This window comes from Pseudonocardia thermophila, assembly GCF_900142365.1.
GTDB lineage: Bacteria > Actinomycetota > Actinomycetes > Mycobacteriales > Pseudonocardiaceae > Pseudonocardia > Pseudonocardia thermophila.
In genome coordinates, this window is record NZ_FRAP01000003.1 from 210,790 (window position 1) to 227,059 (window position 16,270).

Below are 16,270 nucleotides of genomic sequence, written 5' to 3' on the forward strand. Positions count from 1 at the left end.
CACGACCCGGGCGGACGACCGGCTGGGGAGCACCCGGTGGGCCAGGCGGCCCGGGTCCGTCGGGGAGCCGGGTCGGTACGCGCAGAGACACTACCGAGATCGTCACGTTACGTGCACGATCTAACACGTTACGTGAGACCAGCGCGCGCTTCGCTGCGCCGAACGGCCTCATCGGGTCAGCCGCATCCCTGCAGCGACGTGGCCGAACCGGAGTTGCCGAAGGAGATGTGCACGTGGTCGTAGTGGTTCGCGGTGACGCTGCCGCGGTCCTCCATCGGCTGCCAGCCCTTGCCGTAGTTGATCCGCTGGCGCCAGATCACGTACGTGATGCCGAGCGCGTCCTTGTTGCGCAGCGCGCAGGCCGCGAGCGCGTCGCCGGTCGCGCGGTCGACCATGAAGTCGACGGCCTTGCCGCCCGGGTGGTCGGACGTGCCGCTGCGGCCGCCGACGCCGTACATCGTCGGCTTGCCGAACCTGCAGCCGAGCAGCTGCGCGGCAGTGCGGACGTGCGGCTTCACCGCGCCGAGACCGGACTCGTTGAGACCGCAGTCGCGCAGCGCCGACACGGCGGCCGCCCTCTTCTTCTCGGCCTCCGCCTTCTCCTGCGCCGCCTTCTCCTGAGCTGCCTTCTCCTCGGCGGCCTTCTTCTCGGCCTCGGCCTTCTGCCGGGCCTGCTCCAGGCCCGCCTCCGCGGCGGCGACCTGCTCGGTGACCTGCTGGTGCGCTGCGGTGATCGACGAGGTGATCGCGGCGACGTCGGCGACCGGCGGCAGCTCGTCGACCGCGGGCGTCGCGTCGGCGACGGAGCCGTCGGCCGCGGTGGACTCGGCGGAGCCCGCGGTCAAGGCGGCCGCGGCACCCGCACCGGCGATTGCGTCGGCCGGCACCGTGGCTGCGACGACCGACATCACGCCGCCGGTGAGGGCCATCGCGATCGTGCTGATCCGGCGCGCCCGGCTGTCCTGGTCGGGCCGCGCCGCGGGCGGCTCGGCAGTGGGAGCGGACGGCGGTTCCACGAGCCCGGCCGGCCCCGGACCGTCCGCGGGGAGGTCCAGGAGCAGCGCCTCGAGCTCCTCCGTCGACGGTGTGTCGACGTGGCGGAGATCGATCACCTCCGTGGCGGGGCGCGGTGTTGGCAGCCGCACGATGCCGCTGCGGCGGGGTGGAGGGATGGTGGCGAGCGGCGTCTCGGCGTCCGCCTCGGACGAGGTGTTCGCCTCCTCCGGGCGGTCGAGGACGGCCACTGCCGACGCGGAGCGGAGCAGTTCGGTGACCGAGGTGCGCGCACCACCGTCCAGGGAGTGGCGACCGGGGACGTTCGCCGGCGGGACGGGGTACGTGCCTCGGCCCCCTGGGGAGCGATGCCGAGCCACGACCTACCTTCCGGATCGACGGCGCGGTTGGACGCCCGGCTCGGGGGTGCCGGCGGGCTGGGGAGCGCCCGTGTCCATTCCGTGACCGTGCCGTCATGGATCCGAGAGAGAACCTAAGCAACCTCCGGCCGCGATGCCCGTCCGCGGCCGACTTGATCGGCCGACCGTGGCGTGGCGCGCGATGAACGGCAGTCTCGTTGCTCCACTCGGCGGAATCGGCCGGGGCTCGTCTCGAACGCGCAGAACTCGTTCCCCTCCGGGTCGGCGAGCACCGTCCACGGCGCGTCGTGACCAGGTTCACGCAGCACCGCGGCGCCCGCCTCGACGAGTGCGGCGACCCCGCCCGGATCGACCGACACGTCGATGTGGACCCGGTTCTTGCGCCGCTTCGGCGCGTCGCTCTCGCCGATCACGAACCACTCGAACGGTGCTCCCGGCACGTCCGCGAGCCCGACCGAGACCCCGTCCGCGTCGGTCTCCTCCTCGATCCGGCCCGCGCCGAGCACGCCGGCCCACCAGCGCCCCAGCTCCACCGGATCGGTCGCGTCGAGCACGAGCTCGTACAGCCGCTGCGGCGGGGGATCGGCGCGGACGAACGCGCAGAACTCGCCGCCCTCCGGATCGGTCATGATCGTCCAGCGGGGCAGCTCCCGGCGGACGGCCGCGCCGAGCGCCACCAGCTCGTCGATCGATGCGCAGTGCACGTCCAGGTGCAGCCGCTTCTCCGCGTGCGGATCGGGCACCGGGTCGACCCACACCGTGTGCTGCGGCGTCGGGCCGCCGATGCGCCACGGGCCGCCCTCGTCGGTCGCCGGGCCGAGCCCCAGCACGGCCGCCCAGAACCGGGCCATCCCCGGTGCGTCGCCGGCGTCCAGGCAGAGGTCCTTGAAGCGTGCGATCCCCCTCATCCGCCCGAACGTAGACGCTCGATGATGGATCTGCGACCGATTTGCATTCCCCGTCGCGCTGTCGGCGGGCGAGGCTCGGTGCATGGTCCTCGCCTCGCTGCTGGCGCTGCCCGCCGCCGTCGGCTCGGCCGTCGTCGGCGGCGTCTTCCTGGTCTTCTCCACGACGATCATGGCTGCGCTCGACCGGCAGCCCGCCGAGCACGCCGTCGCGGTGATGCGGACGATCAACCGCGTGATCCTCGCGCCGGTGTTCCTCGGCGTGTTCCTCGGCACCGCGTTGATCGGCGTCGCCGTGGTCGTGACCGCACCGGGGCAGCCGCTCGCCTGGGCCGGTGCCGCGCTCTACGTGCTGGGCACGTTCGCGACCACCGTCGTCGTCAACGTGCCGCTCAACGAGGCGCTCGACCGGGCGGCCGGCGGCGGTGCTGCGGCCTGGCGCGCCTACCGGCCGCGCTGGACCGTCGCCAACCACGTCCGCGCGGTCACGGCGATCGGCGCGGCCGTGGCGTTCACCCTGCTGGTGTGAGCGGTCAACGGCCCATGCGCCGGGCGAGGATCCGCAGCACCGGCCGGGTGATCGCGCGTGCCGCCCGGCGCGGCGGGCTGACCAGCACCAGCCAGTCGCGGGTGTTCCGCAGCAGCGTGCGGGCCTGGCCGTCGGCGGCCTTGCGGTACGCCGTCAGCCCGTAGCCGAGGCTCGCGACCGGCACGAACCCGGCGCGGCGCAGGTCGTACTCCGCCCGCAGGTCGTCGTCGTGCAGGTGCCAGACCGTGGCCGCGCTCTCCTCCCGGATGTCGATGTTCGCGATCAGGTGTCCGCCGCGGGCGAGGGCCGCGTGCAGCTGCACCGCCGTCGCGTACAGGTCCGGGACGTGGCCGAGCGTGTCGATCGCGGTGATCGCGTCGAACTCCCCGGCCGGCAGCCCGCTCTCGGCGAGATCGATGAAGTCGGCCTTCTGACCACGCCGCTGCAGCCGGAACTGCGCGAAGTCCAGCAGGGTCGAGGAGAGATCGGCGAGCGTCGACGTCCAGCCGCCCTCGATGAACAGCTGACTGGTCACGCCCACGCCGGAGCCGAAGTCGAGATGGCGCCGGCCCGGTGAGTACTGCTGCAGCCAGCGGTAGGCGAGCACGCTGGCCGGGTCCGCGTAGCCCTCGGCCTGCAGGTAGGCCCACCACAGCAGGTCGAAGCTCCACGACTGCTGGGTGCGGTAGAAGGTCACGCGGGCCTCGTCGGAGGACGAGCCGTCAACGGCCGTCCACTCCTTGAGGCTCTCCTCCTCCCAGTGCAGCGCGCGCCGCCGCGCCTCCTCCGGGGAGATGTCGTAGTAGGTGGCGAGGTCGTCGAGCACGGACTCGCGCACGTCGCGGTCGTCGAGCTGCAGCACGCGCCGGAACGTGCGCATCTCCGGCGTCGCGTGCAGGGCCGTGCCCAGCTTCGGCGGCAGCTGGTCGACGGGGGTGGTCAGCGGGTCGATGTGCACCCCGGACTCGGCGCCGGGTGCGGCGTTGGCGATGGCGCGGCGCAGGGTGCGCTTGACGAAGCGCACCAACGGGTTGACGGGCTTGGCTCTGGTCATGGTGATCCCCGGGAGGGCGTGGGCGCCGGTGGGCGCTGGACGGACGTGGGTCGGCCGTCGTCAGACGACGGGAACGCGCACCGCTCGTCCCACCGGGGGACCCCGGCTGCCCCACGGCTGCTCCTCCCACGCCGTCGCCCACACCTGCCGGGCGCCCTGCGCCGCGGTCCGGCCGGCCGGGCGCAGCCCCCGGAACAGGGTGCTCTCCTCGCGCCGCACCAAGCTCAGGCACACCGCCCACAGTGCAGGCGACGCCGCCCCGATCGCGGCGTGCACGAGCGATCCGATGATCAGCAGCGCCGCGGGCGGCGCCTCGTGCAGGCCGGCCAGGTACTCGGCGAACTCGACCCCGACGAACACCGCGGGCGCCAGCGCGCCCTGGGCGGCGGCGAGCCTGCGGGACGCACGCGCCGGCGGCTGCTGCACCGCGCTGCTCACCGCGACCGCGGACGTGACCGCGAGCATCAGCACCGCGATCACCAGCGGTCCCGTCCAGCCGTGGTAGTGGACGACGAAGCCGGGGTGGATGTGCGCGAACCCGACCAGGGTGAGCACGTGCCCGACGGTCCAGGTGAGCAGACCGAAGCCGGCCGCGGACGCGGTGCCGGACAGCGCCGCGCGGATGCCGTGCATCTGCTCACCTCCGCGGCGATCGGTCGTCGAGCCCGATCCCGACGTTACGGACGCAGCGGTTAGGGCGTCCGCTTGCAAAGGCAAGAAATCGGTTAAACATGCGCGCGCACGGCCGAGCGGCGTACGTGACTGACCACCCGCGCTCGGCCGTTCGTCGGTCAGGTTAGGCTCACCTCCAGATCTGGGGAGGTGGGTCCATGTCGTCCCGTTCTGGTGGCCGCGCTGTGCTCGGCGCGTTCGCTGCCGTCGCGATGTTCCTCCTCGCCGCCTGCGGCGGCGGGCCGACGTCGAGCGGGACCGCCCCGGACACCGGTGGCGACGGCGCCTTCCCCGTCACGATCGAGCACAAGTACGGCAGCACCACGATCCCGGCGAAGCCGCAGCGCGTGGTGACCCTGGGCTACACCGACCAGGACGCCGTCATCGCGCTGGGCACCGTGCCCGTCGGCACCTCCGAGTGGTACGGCGACCAGCCGGGCGCCCTGTTCCCGTGGGCCGCGGAGAAGCTGGGCGGCGCGCCGCTGCCCACTGTGCTGCCGGTGTCGCAGACGGTGGACTTCGAGCGGGTCGCCGCGCTCGCGCCGGACCTCATCCTGGCCCTGTACGCGGGGCTGGAGCAGGGTGACTACGAGAAGCTCAGCGCGATCGCGCCGACCGTCGTGCCGCCGGCCGGGGTGCCGAACTACGGGATCCCGTGGGACACCCAGACCGAGATCGTCGGCACGGCCCTCGGCAAGCCCGCCGAGGCCGCCGTGCTGGTCAAGGAGGTCAAGGACAAGATCGCCGAGGTCAAGGCGGCGCACCCGGAGTACGCCGGGAAGACCGCGCTCGTCGCGAACCAGTTCTCCGACCAGTGGTACGCCTACTCCACCGAGGACCAGCGCGGCCGCCTGCTCACCGAGCTCGGCTTCACCGTGAACCCGGAGATCGACGCGCTGGCCGGTGGGCAGTTCAGCACGCCGATCAGCTTCGAGCGCGCCGACCTGATCGACGCCGACGCGCTGATCTGGGTGATGTTCGACTCCGAGCAGGAGCCGAAGGTCAGGGCCAACCCGAGCTACGCGGCGACCAGGGCCGCGAAGGAGGGCCGGGACGTCTTCGTCGTCCCGACGGGCAGCACGGGCCTCGAGCCGATGATCGGCTTCCTCACGGTGCTGAGCCTGCCGCGGCTGCTCGACGCGCTGCCCGCGCACCTGGACGCGCTGCTCGACGGCGACCCGGCCACGCGGTAGATCATCCCATCACCGCCCGGACCAGCGCCGCGACGGCCGCCCCCAGCACCAGCGCCGCCAGCGTCGGCACCCGCAGCAGCCGGGCCGCGCCGGCGGCCGCGACCCCGGCGAGCATTCCCAGCTCCAACCCCGTCCAACCGTCGCCGGCGAGCTGGGTGACGACGAGCCCGGCGAGCATGGCCGGCGCCAGCATCACGACCATGCGCCGGGCTGGTGCGGGCAGCTCGCGGTCGCCGAGCAGCGCGGGCCCGGCCATCTTCGTGGCCGCGCAGACGACGGTCAGACCGAGGACGACCCCCCAGATCGTGCTCATCGCTCCTCCGACTCCGCCTCAGCGGGCATCCCGGTCACGACCGCGGCACCCGCCGCGCCGAGCAGTGCTACGCCGACCGGGGCCACCAGCAGCAGCACGCCGGTGATCAGCGCTCCGAGCGCTGCGCTGGCCATCCGGCGCGCGGTACGGGCCCCGCGCAGCTCGTCGATCAGCAGGGTCAGGAAGAACGCCGGGAAGATCACGTCGAGACCGAACGCGGTGATCACCTCGGGGGAGGGTGCGGCGAGCACGCCGAGCGCCGTCCCGCCCACCCACGCCGGGTACTGCGGCAGCGTCGCACCGAACAGCCGCAGCCGGTCGAACCGGCCGCCGCCCACGTGCGCCGCGGCCCAGGAGGCGTCCACCGTCGCCAGTGCCTCGAGCGCCCGGCGTACCCGGCCACCGCGCAGCCACGGACCCAGCGCGAGCCCCATCGGAACGAACCGGGCGTTCATCAGGACACCGGCGACCACGGCGAACAGCCCGCCACCGCCCGCGGCCAGCACCGTGGCCGCCGCGAACTGGGCGGACCCGGCGAACACCAGCGCCGAGGCGACGATCGGTGCCCACGAGCCCCATCCGGTGGAGACGGCGAAGGCGCCGAAGGTCATGCCCAGCGGCACCGTCGCCGCGGCCGGTCCGAGCCCGAGCCGCACACCGGTCAGGAACCGTTCGCGTCGGTCGTCCACTCCCGGACGCTAACCCGCGGCCGTGGCGTGATCTCGACCGGCGGGGCTACGGTCCGACGATGGGTGTGCGGGAGCGGGTCGACGGGTTCTGCGCGCGCTACGGGTTGCGGGTGCCGATCCTCGCGGCGCCGATGGCCGGGGCGTGCCCGCCGGAGCTGGCCATCGCGGTCGCGCAGGCCGGCGGGATGGGGGCCGCCGGGGTCGTCCTCGACGGGCCGGAGCAGATCGCGGAGTGGATGCGGCGCTTCCGGGACGGGAGCGACGGCCCGGTCCAGCTCAACATCTGGATCCCCGATCCGCCCCACGACGACCCGGACCGCACCGCCGCGGCCGCCCGGTTCTTGGCGGGGATGGCGGAACCGGGACCGGAGCCGCCGTCCGGCCCGGACTTCGCCGAGCAGTGCGAGGCGATGCTCGCCGCGCGGCCGACCATCGTGTCGTCGATCATGGGGCGGTTCGATGCCGGGTTCGTGCAGCGGGTGCACAACGGCGGGATCGCCTGGTTCGCCGTGGCCACCAACCTCGACGACGCGCTCGCCGCGCAGGACGCCGGTGCGGACGCGGTGGTCGCGCAGGGCATGGAGGCGGGCGGGCACCGCGGCGTGATCGACCCGGCGAGCGCCGAGTCGACCGTCATCGGGCTGTTCGCGCTGATCCCGCGGTTGGCCGATCGGCTGGACGTGCCGGTCATCGCGGCGGGCGGCATCGCGGACGGCCGCGGGGTCGCCGCCGCGCTCGTCCTCGGGGCCAGCGCTGTGCAGGTCGGCACCGCGCTGCTGCGCACGCCCGAGGCCGGGATCCCCGAGCGCTGGTCTGCGGCGCTGGCCGATCTCGACCCGGAGGGCACCACGCCGACCCGGGCGTACTCGGGGCGGCTGGGCCGGGCCGTCCGCACGTCGTACGTGGCCGCGTGGGAAGCCCCGGACGCGCCGCGCCCCGCTCCGTACCCGCACCAAGGGCGGCTCGTCGCCCGGTACCGGCGGGGCGACCCGGGCAAGGTCGACCCGGTCAGCTTCTGGGCGGGGCAGAGCGCCGGGCTGGCCCGCGCCGTGCCCGCGGCCGAGGTCGTGACGTCGATGTGGGAGGAAGCCTCCGCGCTGCTGGCCTGATCAGCGCGACTGCAGCGCGTCCAGCGCCACCGCCATGGCCGCGGCCAGCCGGAAGTCGACGCGCGGATCGGGCACGGTGACGTCGTAGCGATCGCGGACGGACTTCTTCCGCTCGCTCACCAGCACCGGCCGGCCGGACTCCTCGTCGGTGAAGTCGAAGTGGAAGACGAACGGCACCCAGACCTCGCCGAGGTACGGGATGACGTCCCACACCCGCCGCAGTACCGCGATCACCGGGCGGCGTTCCTGCCCGATCGCCTCGAACCCGGGACCGGACAGGTGCCAGGTGGAACGCAGCAGGCTCGCGCCGAAGTCCTTCTTGAACCAGCCGATCGGGTTGCCGTGCTCGTCGCGGACGTCGTGCTCGGCGTGGACGTCCAGCCGCTGGCGCGCCTTGAAGGAGAACACCGGGCGGGTCTTGGTGTCGTCGGTGTAGAAGATCACCTCCTCCTTCAGCTTCATCCGCTTCTGCTCGGCGAAGGCCAGCAGGGCGCCCTCGGTGCCGTCCGGGTTCGCCGCGTGGATCTCGTACCGGTTCACCATCAACGTGATCCGCTGGCGGACGAAGAAGCGCGGCACGTGCATCGGCGCGGTCATGATCGTGAGCCTGGCACACGACCGGCTCGGGTGCGTCGCGCGGGCACGAGCAGCGCCACCACCACACCGACGCCCAGCAGCGCGGCCGCGGAGGCGAACCCCGCTGGGTAGCCGAAGCCGTCGGCCACCGCACCGATGCCGAGGGCGCCCACCCCGGTGCCGGCGTCGAACGCGATGTTCCACAGCGCGCTCGCCACGCCGTAGCCCGCGGCGCCGAACGCGGTGAAGAGGGTGGTGAGGGAGTCGTTCTGCACGATCCCGAAGCCGAAGCCGACGACTGCAGCGCCCGCGACGACGAGCACGTCACCGCCGAGCACCTCTGCAGCCAGGCCGGCGGCGGCCAGCAGCATGCCGGGGACGAGCAACCGCCCGCCCCAGCCGAGCCGGTCGACCAGCTCGCCGCCCGCCAGGCGGCCGAGCATGGCGCCCGCGGCGGTCGCGAGGAGCGCCGCCGGGACGACCAGGCCGCCGCCGGGGACGGCGAGGGGGAGGAACGTGATGATCCCGCCCTGGGCGACGGCGCAGGTCAGCATGGCCACGAGCGGGGCGGCGGACGAGCGGACCGGAGGCCGGGGACTCCTGGTGCGGCTCGGCACCCGGCGGCGCGCGCCGCGGATCCCCGGCACGGCCAGCGCACCCAGGACCGGGGCCAGTCCCGCGACGAGGAACACCGCGGGGAACCCGAACGCGTCGGCCATCGCGACCCCGCCGCCGTACAGGGCGATCTGCGGGAGGCCGACCGCGAGGCCGTAGTAGCCCGTGGCGCGGCCGTGCTGCTCGCGGGGGACGAGTTCGGCGATCAAGGCGCTGCCGGCGACGGTGACCAGGCCGAACCCGATCCCGCGGATCCCGGAGAGGACCAGCACCGGCGCCAGATCCGGGGAGGGGGTGAAGAACGGGGAGGGCAGACCGAGCAGGAGCGCGCCGGCCGCCAGCACCCAGCGGTGGCCGACGCGGGCCAACAACCAGGGGACCGCCAGCTGGGTCCCCACCGTGGTCGCCATCAGCACGGCGGTGGTGGCGCCGGAGCCGAGGGCGCCGGAACCGCCGCGTTCGGCCCACAGCGGGACCACCGGGAGGAGCAGGGAGTAGCTGCTGAAGCTCAGAGCGGTGGTGGTGAGCATGAGCCGGAACGCGGCGCTGCGGATCCCGGGGGTGCTGCTCGGGTTGATCACCAAGGGAGGGTAGGTGGTTCGGTGGGGGTGTGGGCGGGTGTCGTCCGGGGATCTGGCCGGGTGGATAGGGTGGTTCGGGCTGCAGCCCGGTCCGCCCGGGCCGCGACGACGATGACGAGCCGAAGACGCATCATCGCGACCGCGCGGATCCGGACGTGCCGATCCGGCACCGCGACCGGTCCCCGCGCTCAGTGGTCGATCAGGTGGTCCGGCGCCGCCCCGACGGTGCGGCCGAGCACGTCCGCGTCCGTCGTCGTTCCGCAGCCCTCCATGGCGCGGGTGACGGGGAGCGGGGCGTTGTCGGCGAAGACGTCGGGGGTGAAGGCGCGGTCCGCCATGACGCCCCACGCGCGGCGGCGCTGCATGGCGAGGTTGCCGGCGTCGTAGCGGGGGAAGACAGCAGCCTCGCGGTAGAACGTGGCCATCGGGAACTTCCGGTCCAGGGCGTTGACGCCGACGATGCGCATGCGTCGGTGACGACGCTCTGCATGAGCTCGCTGCAGAAGGTCTTGTTCCTCGCGCCGAGAGCGTGGCCCTGGCCGGGGTGGGTCTCGAGGTAGTGGGCGGCCTTCCAGCAGGAGTAGCGGCCCGCCTCGATGCGGGCGGCGACGTCGGCGAGGAGGTTGCCGACGGCCTGGTGGTGGATGATCGGGCTCGCGCCGCCGCCGGTGAAGGTCTTCGACCACGTGAGCGTGAACTCGTAGGCGCCGCGGGCGAGGCCGACGGCTGCGATGCGGCGATCGGGCCGGACCAGGTGAAGGTGCGGTTGATCAGCAGGTCGCCGTCGCCCGGGGCGAGCAGATCGTGCTCGGGGACGCGGGCGTCGCGGAAGGTCATCGTGACGTCTGGCAGGTCTGGTGGGCCAGCTTGTCGATGACCTCGAACTCGATGCCTGCGGTGCCGCGCTCGGCGAGGATCGCGCTCAGCGCGCCCTGGGCGCCGCGGGTGCGGTCGGTGCGCACGATGCAGAGGGAGACGTCGGCGCCCCGGAGGTCCCACCCACCCGCGTTGCAGGGCCAGTGCTTCTCGCCGTTCCAGGACGTACTCACCGCGCGTGCGGTCGTGTTCGGCGAGGAGCTGGATGCCGGCGGTCGGGCTGTGCCTGGCGGTAGACCGGCTTCATCGCGCAGAACGCCTGCTGCGGATCGGGCAGGGCGTCGGCCGCCTCGGCGGCGGGACGCAGCACGTCGTGGGCGAACTCGCGGGCACGGCGCTTCACCGCCCGCTGGGCGGGCGTGAGGTCGAAGTCGACGGCCACGGCGTTCCCTCCGTGAACGCGGTGCGTCAGGCCCCGGCGATCCCGGCGAGGCCGAGCGCTCCGCGAAGGCCCTGGTCGTTGTCGGCGATGTCCTCGAGGGTCGCCTCGTCGAGGACGGCGAAGTAGGCGTCGAGCGCGCGGGCGAACACGTCCCGCGCGCCGCAGACCCCGGCCACGCGGCAGAAGCGGGCCGGGCCGAGGCACTCGACGACGGCGTAGTCGCTCTCCATCGCGCGCATGACGTCGCCGACGGTGATCGTCGAGGGATCTCGGGTCAGCCGGACACCACCGCCGCGGCCGCGGATCGTCTCCACCAGACCGGCGCCGGCCAGACGGTGGACGACCTTGTCGAGGTGATTGCGCGAGACGCGGTGCGCGTCGGCGATCTCGCCCACCGATGCCCGGCGACCGGACGCCACCTGCAGGTAGAGGAGCACGCGCAAGGCGTAGTCCGCATGGCTCGTGTGCTTCATGCTGCCGCCCGTCTCGCTGGACCTTCGCAGAACGGTACCTGTCCTGGTCTCGGCGAGGTGAGCGGGCGAGCCACGGACCCCTCCCGTCAGGCGACGACCGTGTCGATGGCCTCGTGGCGCTTCTCGAACTTGACGTACTCGTCCTCCATGAGCGCCCGCGGGTTGAACTGCGGATCGGCGAGGATGCCGTGCACCCGGCGGCGCTGCATGCCCATGTTGCCGCCGTCGTAGATCGGCAGGACGGCCGCTTCCCGCAGGATCTTGCCGAAGCCGGCCTGCGTCTCCAGGCTGTTCACGCCCACGATCTGCATGCACTTGTAGACGCAGTCGAACATCATCTCGGTGACCTGGATCTTGTCCATGGCCCCGACCAGCTCGGCGTGCTGGTCGTGCTTGTCCAGGTAGTCGGGCGCCCGCCACGAGAAGTAGGGCCCGTCTCGATCTTCGCCGCGACGTCGCCGAGGACGTAGCCGACGTTCTGGAACTCGATGATCGGCTTCAGCGCTCCTGCGGTGTTGGTGCGGGCGAACTCCAGCGCCATCTCGTAGGCGGCGCGGGCCATGCCGACCGCCGCGATCTCCGCGATCGGTCCCGACCAGGCGAAGTTGCGGTTGATCACCAGGTCGCCGTGGCCGACGGCGCCCGGCAGCAGGTTGGCCACGGTGATGCGGGCGTCCTCGAACACGATCTCGGCGTTGGAAGCCAGCCGGTGCCCGATCTTGTCGACGTGCCGGTACGTCACGCCCGGGGTGTCGCGCTCGAGGATCAAGGCGGACAGCCCCTCGGTGCCGCCCTTGTCCGGGTCGGTGCGCACGATCAGCGTGTCGGCGTTGACCCCGCGCTCGTCCCAGCCCGCCGACGACGGCCAGTACGTGCGCCCGTTGACCACGAAGTGGTCGCCCGTCGCGCACGGCCGTCACACCGACCCCGGCCGGGCTGGGGAGGGGGATGTCGAAGTTCGCCGTGATTCAAGTGCGACTTAAGGGGTTTCCGCTGGTAACCCCGGCTGCCAGCGCACCTCGACCCGGGTCAGCAGCTCGTTCAGCTCGGCGGCGGTGCGTGGGCGGGCGTCGATGCCCAGCCCCTGCAGCAGGCGCTCCACCGCAGGGCCCCACGCCGGACCGAGCCGGGCGGCGGCGAGGAGGGACTCGTCGGCGAGCAGCTGCGCGGTCGACGACTGGCGGACCCGGCCCTGGGCGACCACCGCGACCTCGTCGGCCCAGCGGTAGGCGAGGTCGACGTCGTGGGTGGACAGGACGACGGAGGTGCCGGAGGCGTGGAGCGTGTCCAGGGTGGCGATGAGCGCCTCGACGCCTGCGGGATCGAGGCCCGCGGTCGGCTCGTCGAGGATGAGCAGGCGCGGGCGCATCGCCACTGCGCCGGCGATCGCGACCCGCTTGCGCTGGCCGAACGACAGCAGGTGGGTGGGGCGGTCGGCGAGGTCGGTGATCTCCAGCGCGGCGAGCGCGTCGGCAACTCGGGCCGACACCTCGGCGGCGGGCAGGCCGAGGTTCAGCGGACCGAACGAGATGTCCTGGGCGACGTCGGCGGCGAACAGCTGGTCGTCGGGGTCCTGCAGGACGAGCTGGACGTGCTGGCGCAGGCGGGTCAGCTCCGAGCGGGTGCGGCGGACCGGTTCGCCGTCGAGGAGCACGGTGCCCGACCACGGTTCGATCAGGCCGATGAGCAGCCGGAACAGGGTCGTCTTGCCACCGCCGTTGGGGCCGAGCACCGCGGTGCGGCGGCCCGGGTGGATGACGACGTCGGCGCCGTCGAGCACGGGTGGGCGGCTGCGGTCGTAGCCGTGCCGCAGCCCGCGGCCCTCGAGGATCGGTGGATCGATCACGCGCGCACCACCAGGAGGGTGAGGGCGACGATCCCGGCGAGCAGGACCAGCGTCGCGGCCACGAAGGCGCGGGAAACGGGCTGGGCGGCGACCTGCACCCGCAGCTCGCCGTCGTACCCGCGGGCGGCCAGGCCCTGCTCGAGCCGACGGGCCCGGTCGAAGGCCCGCACGAAGATCGCCGCGCCCTGTCCGGCCAGTGACCGGTAGGTGGTGCGCCACGTGCGGAAACCGAGCCGGATCGCCTGGGCCTCCCGCACCACGCGCACCGACTCCAGCAGTTGGAAGAGCAGGCGGTAGACGATGCCCGCGATCTCGGTGACGGCGGGCGGGACACCGAGCCGGTGCAGCCGCGGCACCACGTCGGCCAGTGGGGTGGTCGCCGCGAACAGGACCAGGCACAGCAGCGCGGCGATCGCGCGGCCGACGAGCTCGGCGGCGGGCCGCAGCCCGGCGGGATCGAGCGCGAGCCAGGGGTCCCCGCCCACTGCGACCAGCAGCGGGACCGCTCCGGCCAGGATGAACCCGAGCGGGATCCGCACCACGCGCCAGACGATCCGGGCGCCGACCCGCGCGGGCCCCAGCAGCAGGGCGAGGGCGGCGACACCGCAGAACAGCGCACCCGGCCACGGCGGCAGCGCGACGGTCACGACGAGCAGGCCGAGCGAGAGCAGCGCTTTCTCCCCGGGATGCCGGTGCCGCCAGCGGCTCGCGTACGCGCCGGCGTCCAGCGCGAGCATCAGGGCGCGTCGGATCCGTCGGTGCGCTGATCCGCCCGCGCGGCGAGGCGCCGCTTGGTGCGGGCGACCCCGAAGTAGTAGCCGAGCAGTCCGGCGCCGATGGCGGCCTGCAGCGCGAACAGGCCCGACTCGATCTCCCCTGACGGCGGCTCGTAGATCGGGGAGAACCACGGCTCGTAGTCCGGGTGCGTCTGCGTGATCGCCTCCTCGGCCTGGCCGTCGGCGCCTTCGAACGCGCCGTTGACGAACAGCACGGGAACGGCGACGAGGACCAACACGGCAGCGACGAGCAGCCAGTTCACCAGCGTCGACCGGCTCACGCGGCCACCTCCTCACTCGTGCGGGTGCGGATGCCCAACCGTGCCAGGTCGTCCGGGCTGACGCGGACCAGCAGGCGCACGATCAGCACCGTGAGCAGGCCCTCGCTGATCGCGAGCGGGATCTGGGTCACGGCGAAGATCGACAGGAACTTGACGACGGCGCCGCCGGTGCCCGACACCGGGTCGGGGAAGGCGAGACCGAGCTGCACGCTGGTCACGCAGTAGGTGGCGAGATCACCGAGCGCGGCGGCGAGGAACACGCCCAGGCCGAGGCCGCCGCCGGCCTTGCGGGTCAGCCGGTAGACGCCGTAGGCGACCCACGGTCCGACGATCGCCATCGAGAACACGTTCGCGCCCAGTGTGGTGAGCCCGCCGTGCGCCAGCAGCACGGCCTGGAAGAACAGCACGATCGTGCCCAGCAGCGCCATCACGGGTGGTCGGAACAGCACGGCCCCGAGCCCGGTGCCCGTCGGGTGCGAGCACGAGCCGGTCACCGAGGGGATCTTCAGGGCGGATAGCACGAAGCTGAACGCGCCGGCCGCGCCGAGCAGCAGCTTCGAGTCCGGGTCCTCCCGCACCCGCCGCACGACCGCGCGCGCACCGTGCACGACGAACGGGGCTGCGGCTACGGTCCACGCTGCGGCGTGCAGCGGTGGCAGGTACCCCTCGGCGATGTGCACTGTCCGTCCCCTCTCCCAGCACGATGCCGGGGCAGGATAGGCAGGTCGCGCACATCACTTCAAGACTTGTGTACTTGTGCAGATGTGCGAGTGTGATCACCCGGTGGTGGTGATCCGGCCGGACAGTCCGCGGAGGGCGTCGAGATACTCCTGCGGCCGCTCGTAGTGCGCGAGGTGGCCGGATGCGACCTGGACCAGCCGGGTTCCGGACGGCAGCAGGTCCAGGGCCCGGCTCACGTCGGCGGAGTCCATGGCCGCCCGCAGCCGCCCCGCGCCGTCGTAGGCGGTGCCTTCGGTGGCCTCGAAGTAGTTCGTGTGCAGCACAGTGGTCGGCACTCGGACGGCCGTCAGGGCCGCCTCGGTGTCGAAGCCGGCGTACCAGCGCCCGCCGTCGCGCACCCAGGCGGCGCCGAATGCTGGGTCGTAGCGCACGAGGCCGTCGAAGAAGACGGTGACCTCGCTCGGCAGGTACCACGCCCGGACCGGCTCGCCGGGGCGGTCCCGGGCGCGGTCGACCGCGTCGTCGGTGATCGGGCCGGCGAGCGGGCCGAACAGCTCGAAGTAGTTGCCGTGCTGCAGCATGTACAACTGGAAGTCGTCGCCCGGCCGCCCGGCGGCGAGGAAACGGTCGGCGTGCAGCAGCATCGTTCCGCCGTAGGTGGTGATCAGCCGGGGCATCTCCGAGGAGAACAGCGGCGGGTCTTCCAGGAACAGCCCCGAGACCAGGTCGGGATGCGCCGCTGCGATGTGCAGCGCGAGCAGCCCGCCCGACGAGTGCCCGGCCACGATCGTCGGCCCGCCCACGACCTGGCGCACGAACCCGGCGAGCAGGTCGCCGACGGCGACGTTCGTGTAGCGGTCAGGCGGGAGCCGGTCGGAACCGCCGTGCCCCGGGACGTCGACGGCGAACACGTGGTGGTCCTTCGCCAGCTCCGGCAGGACCCGCGCGTGGTCTTGCCACCGGCTGCCCTGGCCGTGGATCAGGACCAGCGGCGGCCCGTTGTCCGGGCCCTCGGCGTAGGTGAGCACGCAGCCGTCCACCGCTGCGCGCTGTTCGCGGAACCCGGCCTCGGCGACGGCGTCCAGCTCGCGGCGCGGCCCGGTGACGTTGCGGTGGGCGTAGCCGCCGAGCAGCAGGCCGAGCAGCACGACCACGACGGCGGCCGCGACGGCCGCGATACGACGGCCTCTGCGACGGCTTCTGCGACGGCGCGGGGGCGTCGGCTGATCCGTCATCGGGTTACGCCTACCACGTCCCTCCCGCTACCGCCCGGCCTCGCGCCGGGACCACCCGGTGGTGGGGCGGCGGAACGTGCGCGGAGTAACGGCGCGGAGTGGTCGACATAC

The 16,270-nt window shown here is 73.2% G+C and carries 22 protein-coding genes and 1 pseudogene; 3 read left to right on the forward strand and 20 right to left on the reverse strand.

Features of this window, described 5'->3' with window-relative positions; genetic code table 11:
- Positions 1-176 precede the first annotated feature (176 nt).
- Positions 177-1,244, reverse strand: a complete 1,068-nt coding sequence (locus tag BUE41_RS32645; protein WP_143171982.1) for a VldE C-terminal domain-containing protein — start codon at positions 1,242-1,244, stop codon at positions 177-179.
- 242 nt (positions 1,245-1,486) lie between these two features.
- Positions 1,487-2,281 (reverse strand): VOC family protein, encoded by a 795-nt coding sequence (locus tag BUE41_RS05415; protein WP_073455738.1) that lies wholly within the window; start codon positions 2,279-2,281, stop codon positions 1,487-1,489.
- A gap of 82 nt (positions 2,282-2,363) precedes the next feature.
- On the opposite strand from BUE41_RS05415, the gene BUE41_RS05420 reads away from it, so the two are divergent.
- The gene (locus tag BUE41_RS05420) at positions 2,364-2,807 is read left to right on the forward strand and encodes an anthrone oxygenase family protein (protein WP_073455739.1); all 444 of its coding nucleotides are present in this window, start codon (positions 2,364-2,366) and stop codon (positions 2,805-2,807) included.
- 4 nt (positions 2,808-2,811) lie between these two features.
- Here BUE41_RS05420 and BUE41_RS05425 read toward each other — a convergent pair whose 3' ends face one another.
- Together BUE41_RS05425 and BUE41_RS05430 are read right to left on the reverse strand one after the other, a co-directional pair.
- A complete protein-coding gene (locus BUE41_RS05425) occupies positions 2,812-3,861 on the reverse strand; it encodes a class I SAM-dependent methyltransferase (protein ID WP_234996987.1) in 1,050 nt (349 codons plus the stop codon).
- A gap of 60 nt (positions 3,862-3,921) precedes the next feature.
- Entirely contained in the window at positions 3,922-4,494 is a 573-nt protein-coding gene (locus BUE41_RS05430; RefSeq protein WP_073455741.1) for a hypothetical protein, read from the reverse strand.
- A gap of 197 nt (positions 4,495-4,691) precedes the next feature.
- Between BUE41_RS05430 and BUE41_RS05435 the strand changes: the two genes are divergently transcribed.
- Positions 4,692-5,726 (forward strand): iron-siderophore ABC transporter substrate-binding protein, encoded by a 1,035-nt coding sequence (locus tag BUE41_RS05435; RefSeq protein WP_073455742.1) that lies wholly within the window; start codon positions 4,692-4,694, stop codon positions 5,724-5,726.
- Position 5,727: 1 nt separating this feature from the next.
- On the opposite strand, the gene BUE41_RS05440 is transcribed toward BUE41_RS05435, so the two are convergent.
- A complete protein-coding gene (locus tag BUE41_RS05440) occupies positions 5,728-6,039 on the reverse strand; it encodes an AzlD domain-containing protein (RefSeq protein WP_073455743.1) in 312 nt (103 codons plus the stop codon).
- Positions 6,036-6,728: an AzlC family ABC transporter permease gene (locus tag BUE41_RS05445; RefSeq protein ID WP_073455744.1), complete on the reverse strand. Its 693-nt coding sequence runs from the start codon at positions 6,726-6,728 to the stop codon at positions 6,036-6,038. The genes BUE41_RS05440 and BUE41_RS05445 overlap by 4 nt, the downstream gene beginning before the upstream one ends.
- A gap of 59 nt (positions 6,729-6,787) precedes the next feature.
- Between BUE41_RS05445 and BUE41_RS05450 the strand changes: the two genes are divergently transcribed.
- Entirely contained in the window at positions 6,788-7,837 is a 1,050-nt protein-coding gene (locus BUE41_RS05450; RefSeq protein WP_073455745.1) for an NAD(P)H-dependent flavin oxidoreductase, read from the forward strand.
- Here BUE41_RS05450 and BUE41_RS05455 read toward each other — a convergent pair whose 3' ends face one another.
- The 14 genes and pseudogenes from BUE41_RS05455 to BUE41_RS05510 form a co-directional block, all read right to left on the reverse strand.
- The gene (locus tag BUE41_RS05455; RefSeq protein ID WP_073455746.1) at positions 7,838-8,434 is read right to left on the reverse strand and encodes an LURP-one-related family protein; all 597 of its coding nucleotides are present in this window, start codon (positions 8,432-8,434) and stop codon (positions 7,838-7,840) included.
- Positions 8,431-9,609, reverse strand: a complete 1,179-nt coding sequence (locus BUE41_RS05460) for an MFS transporter (RefSeq protein WP_234996988.1) — start codon at positions 9,607-9,609, stop codon at positions 8,431-8,433. The genes BUE41_RS05455 and BUE41_RS05460 overlap by 4 nt, the downstream gene beginning before the upstream one ends.
- 188 nt (positions 9,610-9,797) lie before the next feature.
- Positions 9,798-10,076: a hypothetical protein gene (locus tag BUE41_RS31705; protein ID WP_234996990.1), complete on the reverse strand. Its 279-nt coding sequence runs from the start codon at positions 10,074-10,076 to the stop codon at positions 9,798-9,800.
- 56 nt (positions 10,077-10,132) lie between these two features.
- Positions 10,133-10,363 (reverse strand): annotated as a pseudogene (locus tag BUE41_RS31710) (acyl-CoA dehydrogenase family protein); the annotation flags it as partial.
- Positions 10,364-10,442: 79 nt separating this feature from the next.
- Positions 10,443-10,658, reverse strand: coding sequence for a hypothetical protein (locus BUE41_RS31715; protein ID WP_073455748.1), 216 nt, complete (start codon positions 10,656-10,658; stop codon positions 10,443-10,445).
- On the reverse strand, positions 10,655-10,867 hold the full coding sequence (locus BUE41_RS31720) for a hypothetical protein (RefSeq protein WP_073455749.1): 213 nt from the start codon (positions 10,865-10,867) through the stop codon (positions 10,655-10,657). The genes BUE41_RS31715 and BUE41_RS31720 overlap by 4 nt, the downstream gene beginning before the upstream one ends.
- A gap of 26 nt (positions 10,868-10,893) precedes the next feature.
- The gene (locus BUE41_RS05480) at positions 10,894-11,340 is read right to left on the reverse strand and encodes an RrF2 family transcriptional regulator (RefSeq protein WP_073455750.1); all 447 of its coding nucleotides are present in this window, start codon (positions 11,338-11,340) and stop codon (positions 10,894-10,896) included.
- A gap of 86 nt (positions 11,341-11,426) precedes the next feature.
- On the reverse strand, positions 11,427-11,702 hold the full coding sequence (locus tag BUE41_RS32370) for an acyl-CoA dehydrogenase family protein (protein ID WP_268794433.1): 276 nt from the start codon (positions 11,700-11,702) through the stop codon (positions 11,427-11,429).
- Positions 11,675-12,229 (reverse strand): acyl-CoA dehydrogenase family protein, encoded by a 555-nt coding sequence (locus BUE41_RS32375; RefSeq protein ID WP_268794434.1) that lies wholly within the window; start codon positions 12,227-12,229, stop codon positions 11,675-11,677. Before BUE41_RS32375 ends, BUE41_RS32370 begins: the two co-directional genes overlap by 28 nt.
- 90 nt (positions 12,230-12,319) lie before the next feature.
- The gene (locus tag BUE41_RS05490; protein WP_084754455.1) at positions 12,320-13,186 is read right to left on the reverse strand and encodes an energy-coupling factor ABC transporter ATP-binding protein; all 867 of its coding nucleotides are present in this window, start codon (positions 13,184-13,186) and stop codon (positions 12,320-12,322) included.
- Positions 13,183-13,923 carry a cobalt ECF transporter T component CbiQ gene (cbiQ, locus tag BUE41_RS05495; RefSeq protein WP_073455751.1) on the reverse strand — a complete coding sequence of 247 codons (741 nt, stop codon included), beginning with the start codon at positions 13,921-13,923 and terminating at the stop codon, positions 13,183-13,185. The genes BUE41_RS05490 and cbiQ overlap by 4 nt, the downstream gene beginning before the upstream one ends.
- Entirely contained in the window at positions 13,923-14,243 is a 321-nt protein-coding gene (locus BUE41_RS05500; protein WP_073455752.1) for an energy-coupling factor ABC transporter substrate-binding protein, read from the reverse strand. The genes cbiQ and BUE41_RS05500 overlap by 1 nt, the downstream gene beginning before the upstream one ends.
- Complete coding sequence (locus tag BUE41_RS05505) at positions 14,240-14,923, reverse strand: energy-coupling factor ABC transporter permease (protein WP_073455753.1); 684 nt, start codon at positions 14,921-14,923, stop codon at positions 14,240-14,242. Before BUE41_RS05505 ends, BUE41_RS05500 begins: the two co-directional genes overlap by 4 nt.
- A gap of 96 nt (positions 14,924-15,019) precedes the next feature.
- Entirely contained in the window at positions 15,020-16,072 is a 1,053-nt protein-coding gene (locus tag BUE41_RS05510) for an alpha/beta hydrolase (RefSeq protein ID WP_159444859.1), read from the reverse strand.
- Positions 16,073-16,270 lie beyond the last annotated feature (198 nt).

Bases quoted from the DNA above. Each gene is read 5' to 3' on its own strand.
- BUE41_RS05415 (WP_073455738.1), bottom strand. From the start codon at position 2,281: ATGAGGGGGATCGCACGCTTCAAGGACCTCTGCCTGGACGCCGGCGAC.
- BUE41_RS05455 (WP_073455746.1), bottom strand. From the start codon at position 8,434: ATGACCGCGCCGATGCACGTGCCGCGCTTCTTCGTCCGCCAGCGGATC.
- BUE41_RS05450 (WP_073455745.1), top strand. From the start codon at position 6,788: ATGGGTGTGCGGGAGCGGGTCGACGGGTTCTGCGCGCGCTACGGGTTG.
- BUE41_RS05435 (WP_073455742.1), top strand. From the start codon at position 4,692: ATGTCGTCCCGTTCTGGTGGCCGCGCTGTGCTCGGCGCGTTCGCTGCC.
- BUE41_RS05480 (WP_073455750.1), bottom strand. From the start codon at position 11,340: ATGAAGCACACGAGCCATGCGGACTACGCCTTGCGCGTGCTCCTCTAC.
- BUE41_RS32370 (WP_268794433.1), bottom strand. From the start codon at position 11,702: ATGGACAAGATCCAGGTCACCGAGATGATGTTCGACTGCGTCTACAAG.
- BUE41_RS05430 (WP_073455741.1), bottom strand. From the start codon at position 4,494: ATGCACGGCATCCGCGCGGCGCTGTCCGGCACCGCGTCCGCGGCCGGC.
- cbiQ (WP_073455751.1), bottom strand. From the start codon at position 13,923: ATGCTCGCGCTGGACGCCGGCGCGTACGCGAGCCGCTGGCGGCACCGG.
- BUE41_RS05440 (WP_073455743.1), bottom strand. From the start codon at position 6,039: ATGAGCACGATCTGGGGGGTCGTCCTCGGTCTGACCGTCGTCTGCGCG.
- BUE41_RS05425 (WP_234996987.1), bottom strand. From the start codon at position 3,861: ATGACCAGAGCCAAGCCCGTCAACCCGTTGGTGCGCTTCGTCAAGCGC.
- BUE41_RS05420 (WP_073455739.1), top strand. From the start codon at position 2,364: ATGGTCCTCGCCTCGCTGCTGGCGCTGCCCGCCGCCGTCGGCTCGGCC.
- BUE41_RS31705 (WP_234996990.1), bottom strand. From the start codon at position 10,076: ATGCGCATCGTCGGCGTCAACGCCCTGGACCGGAAGTTCCCGATGGCC.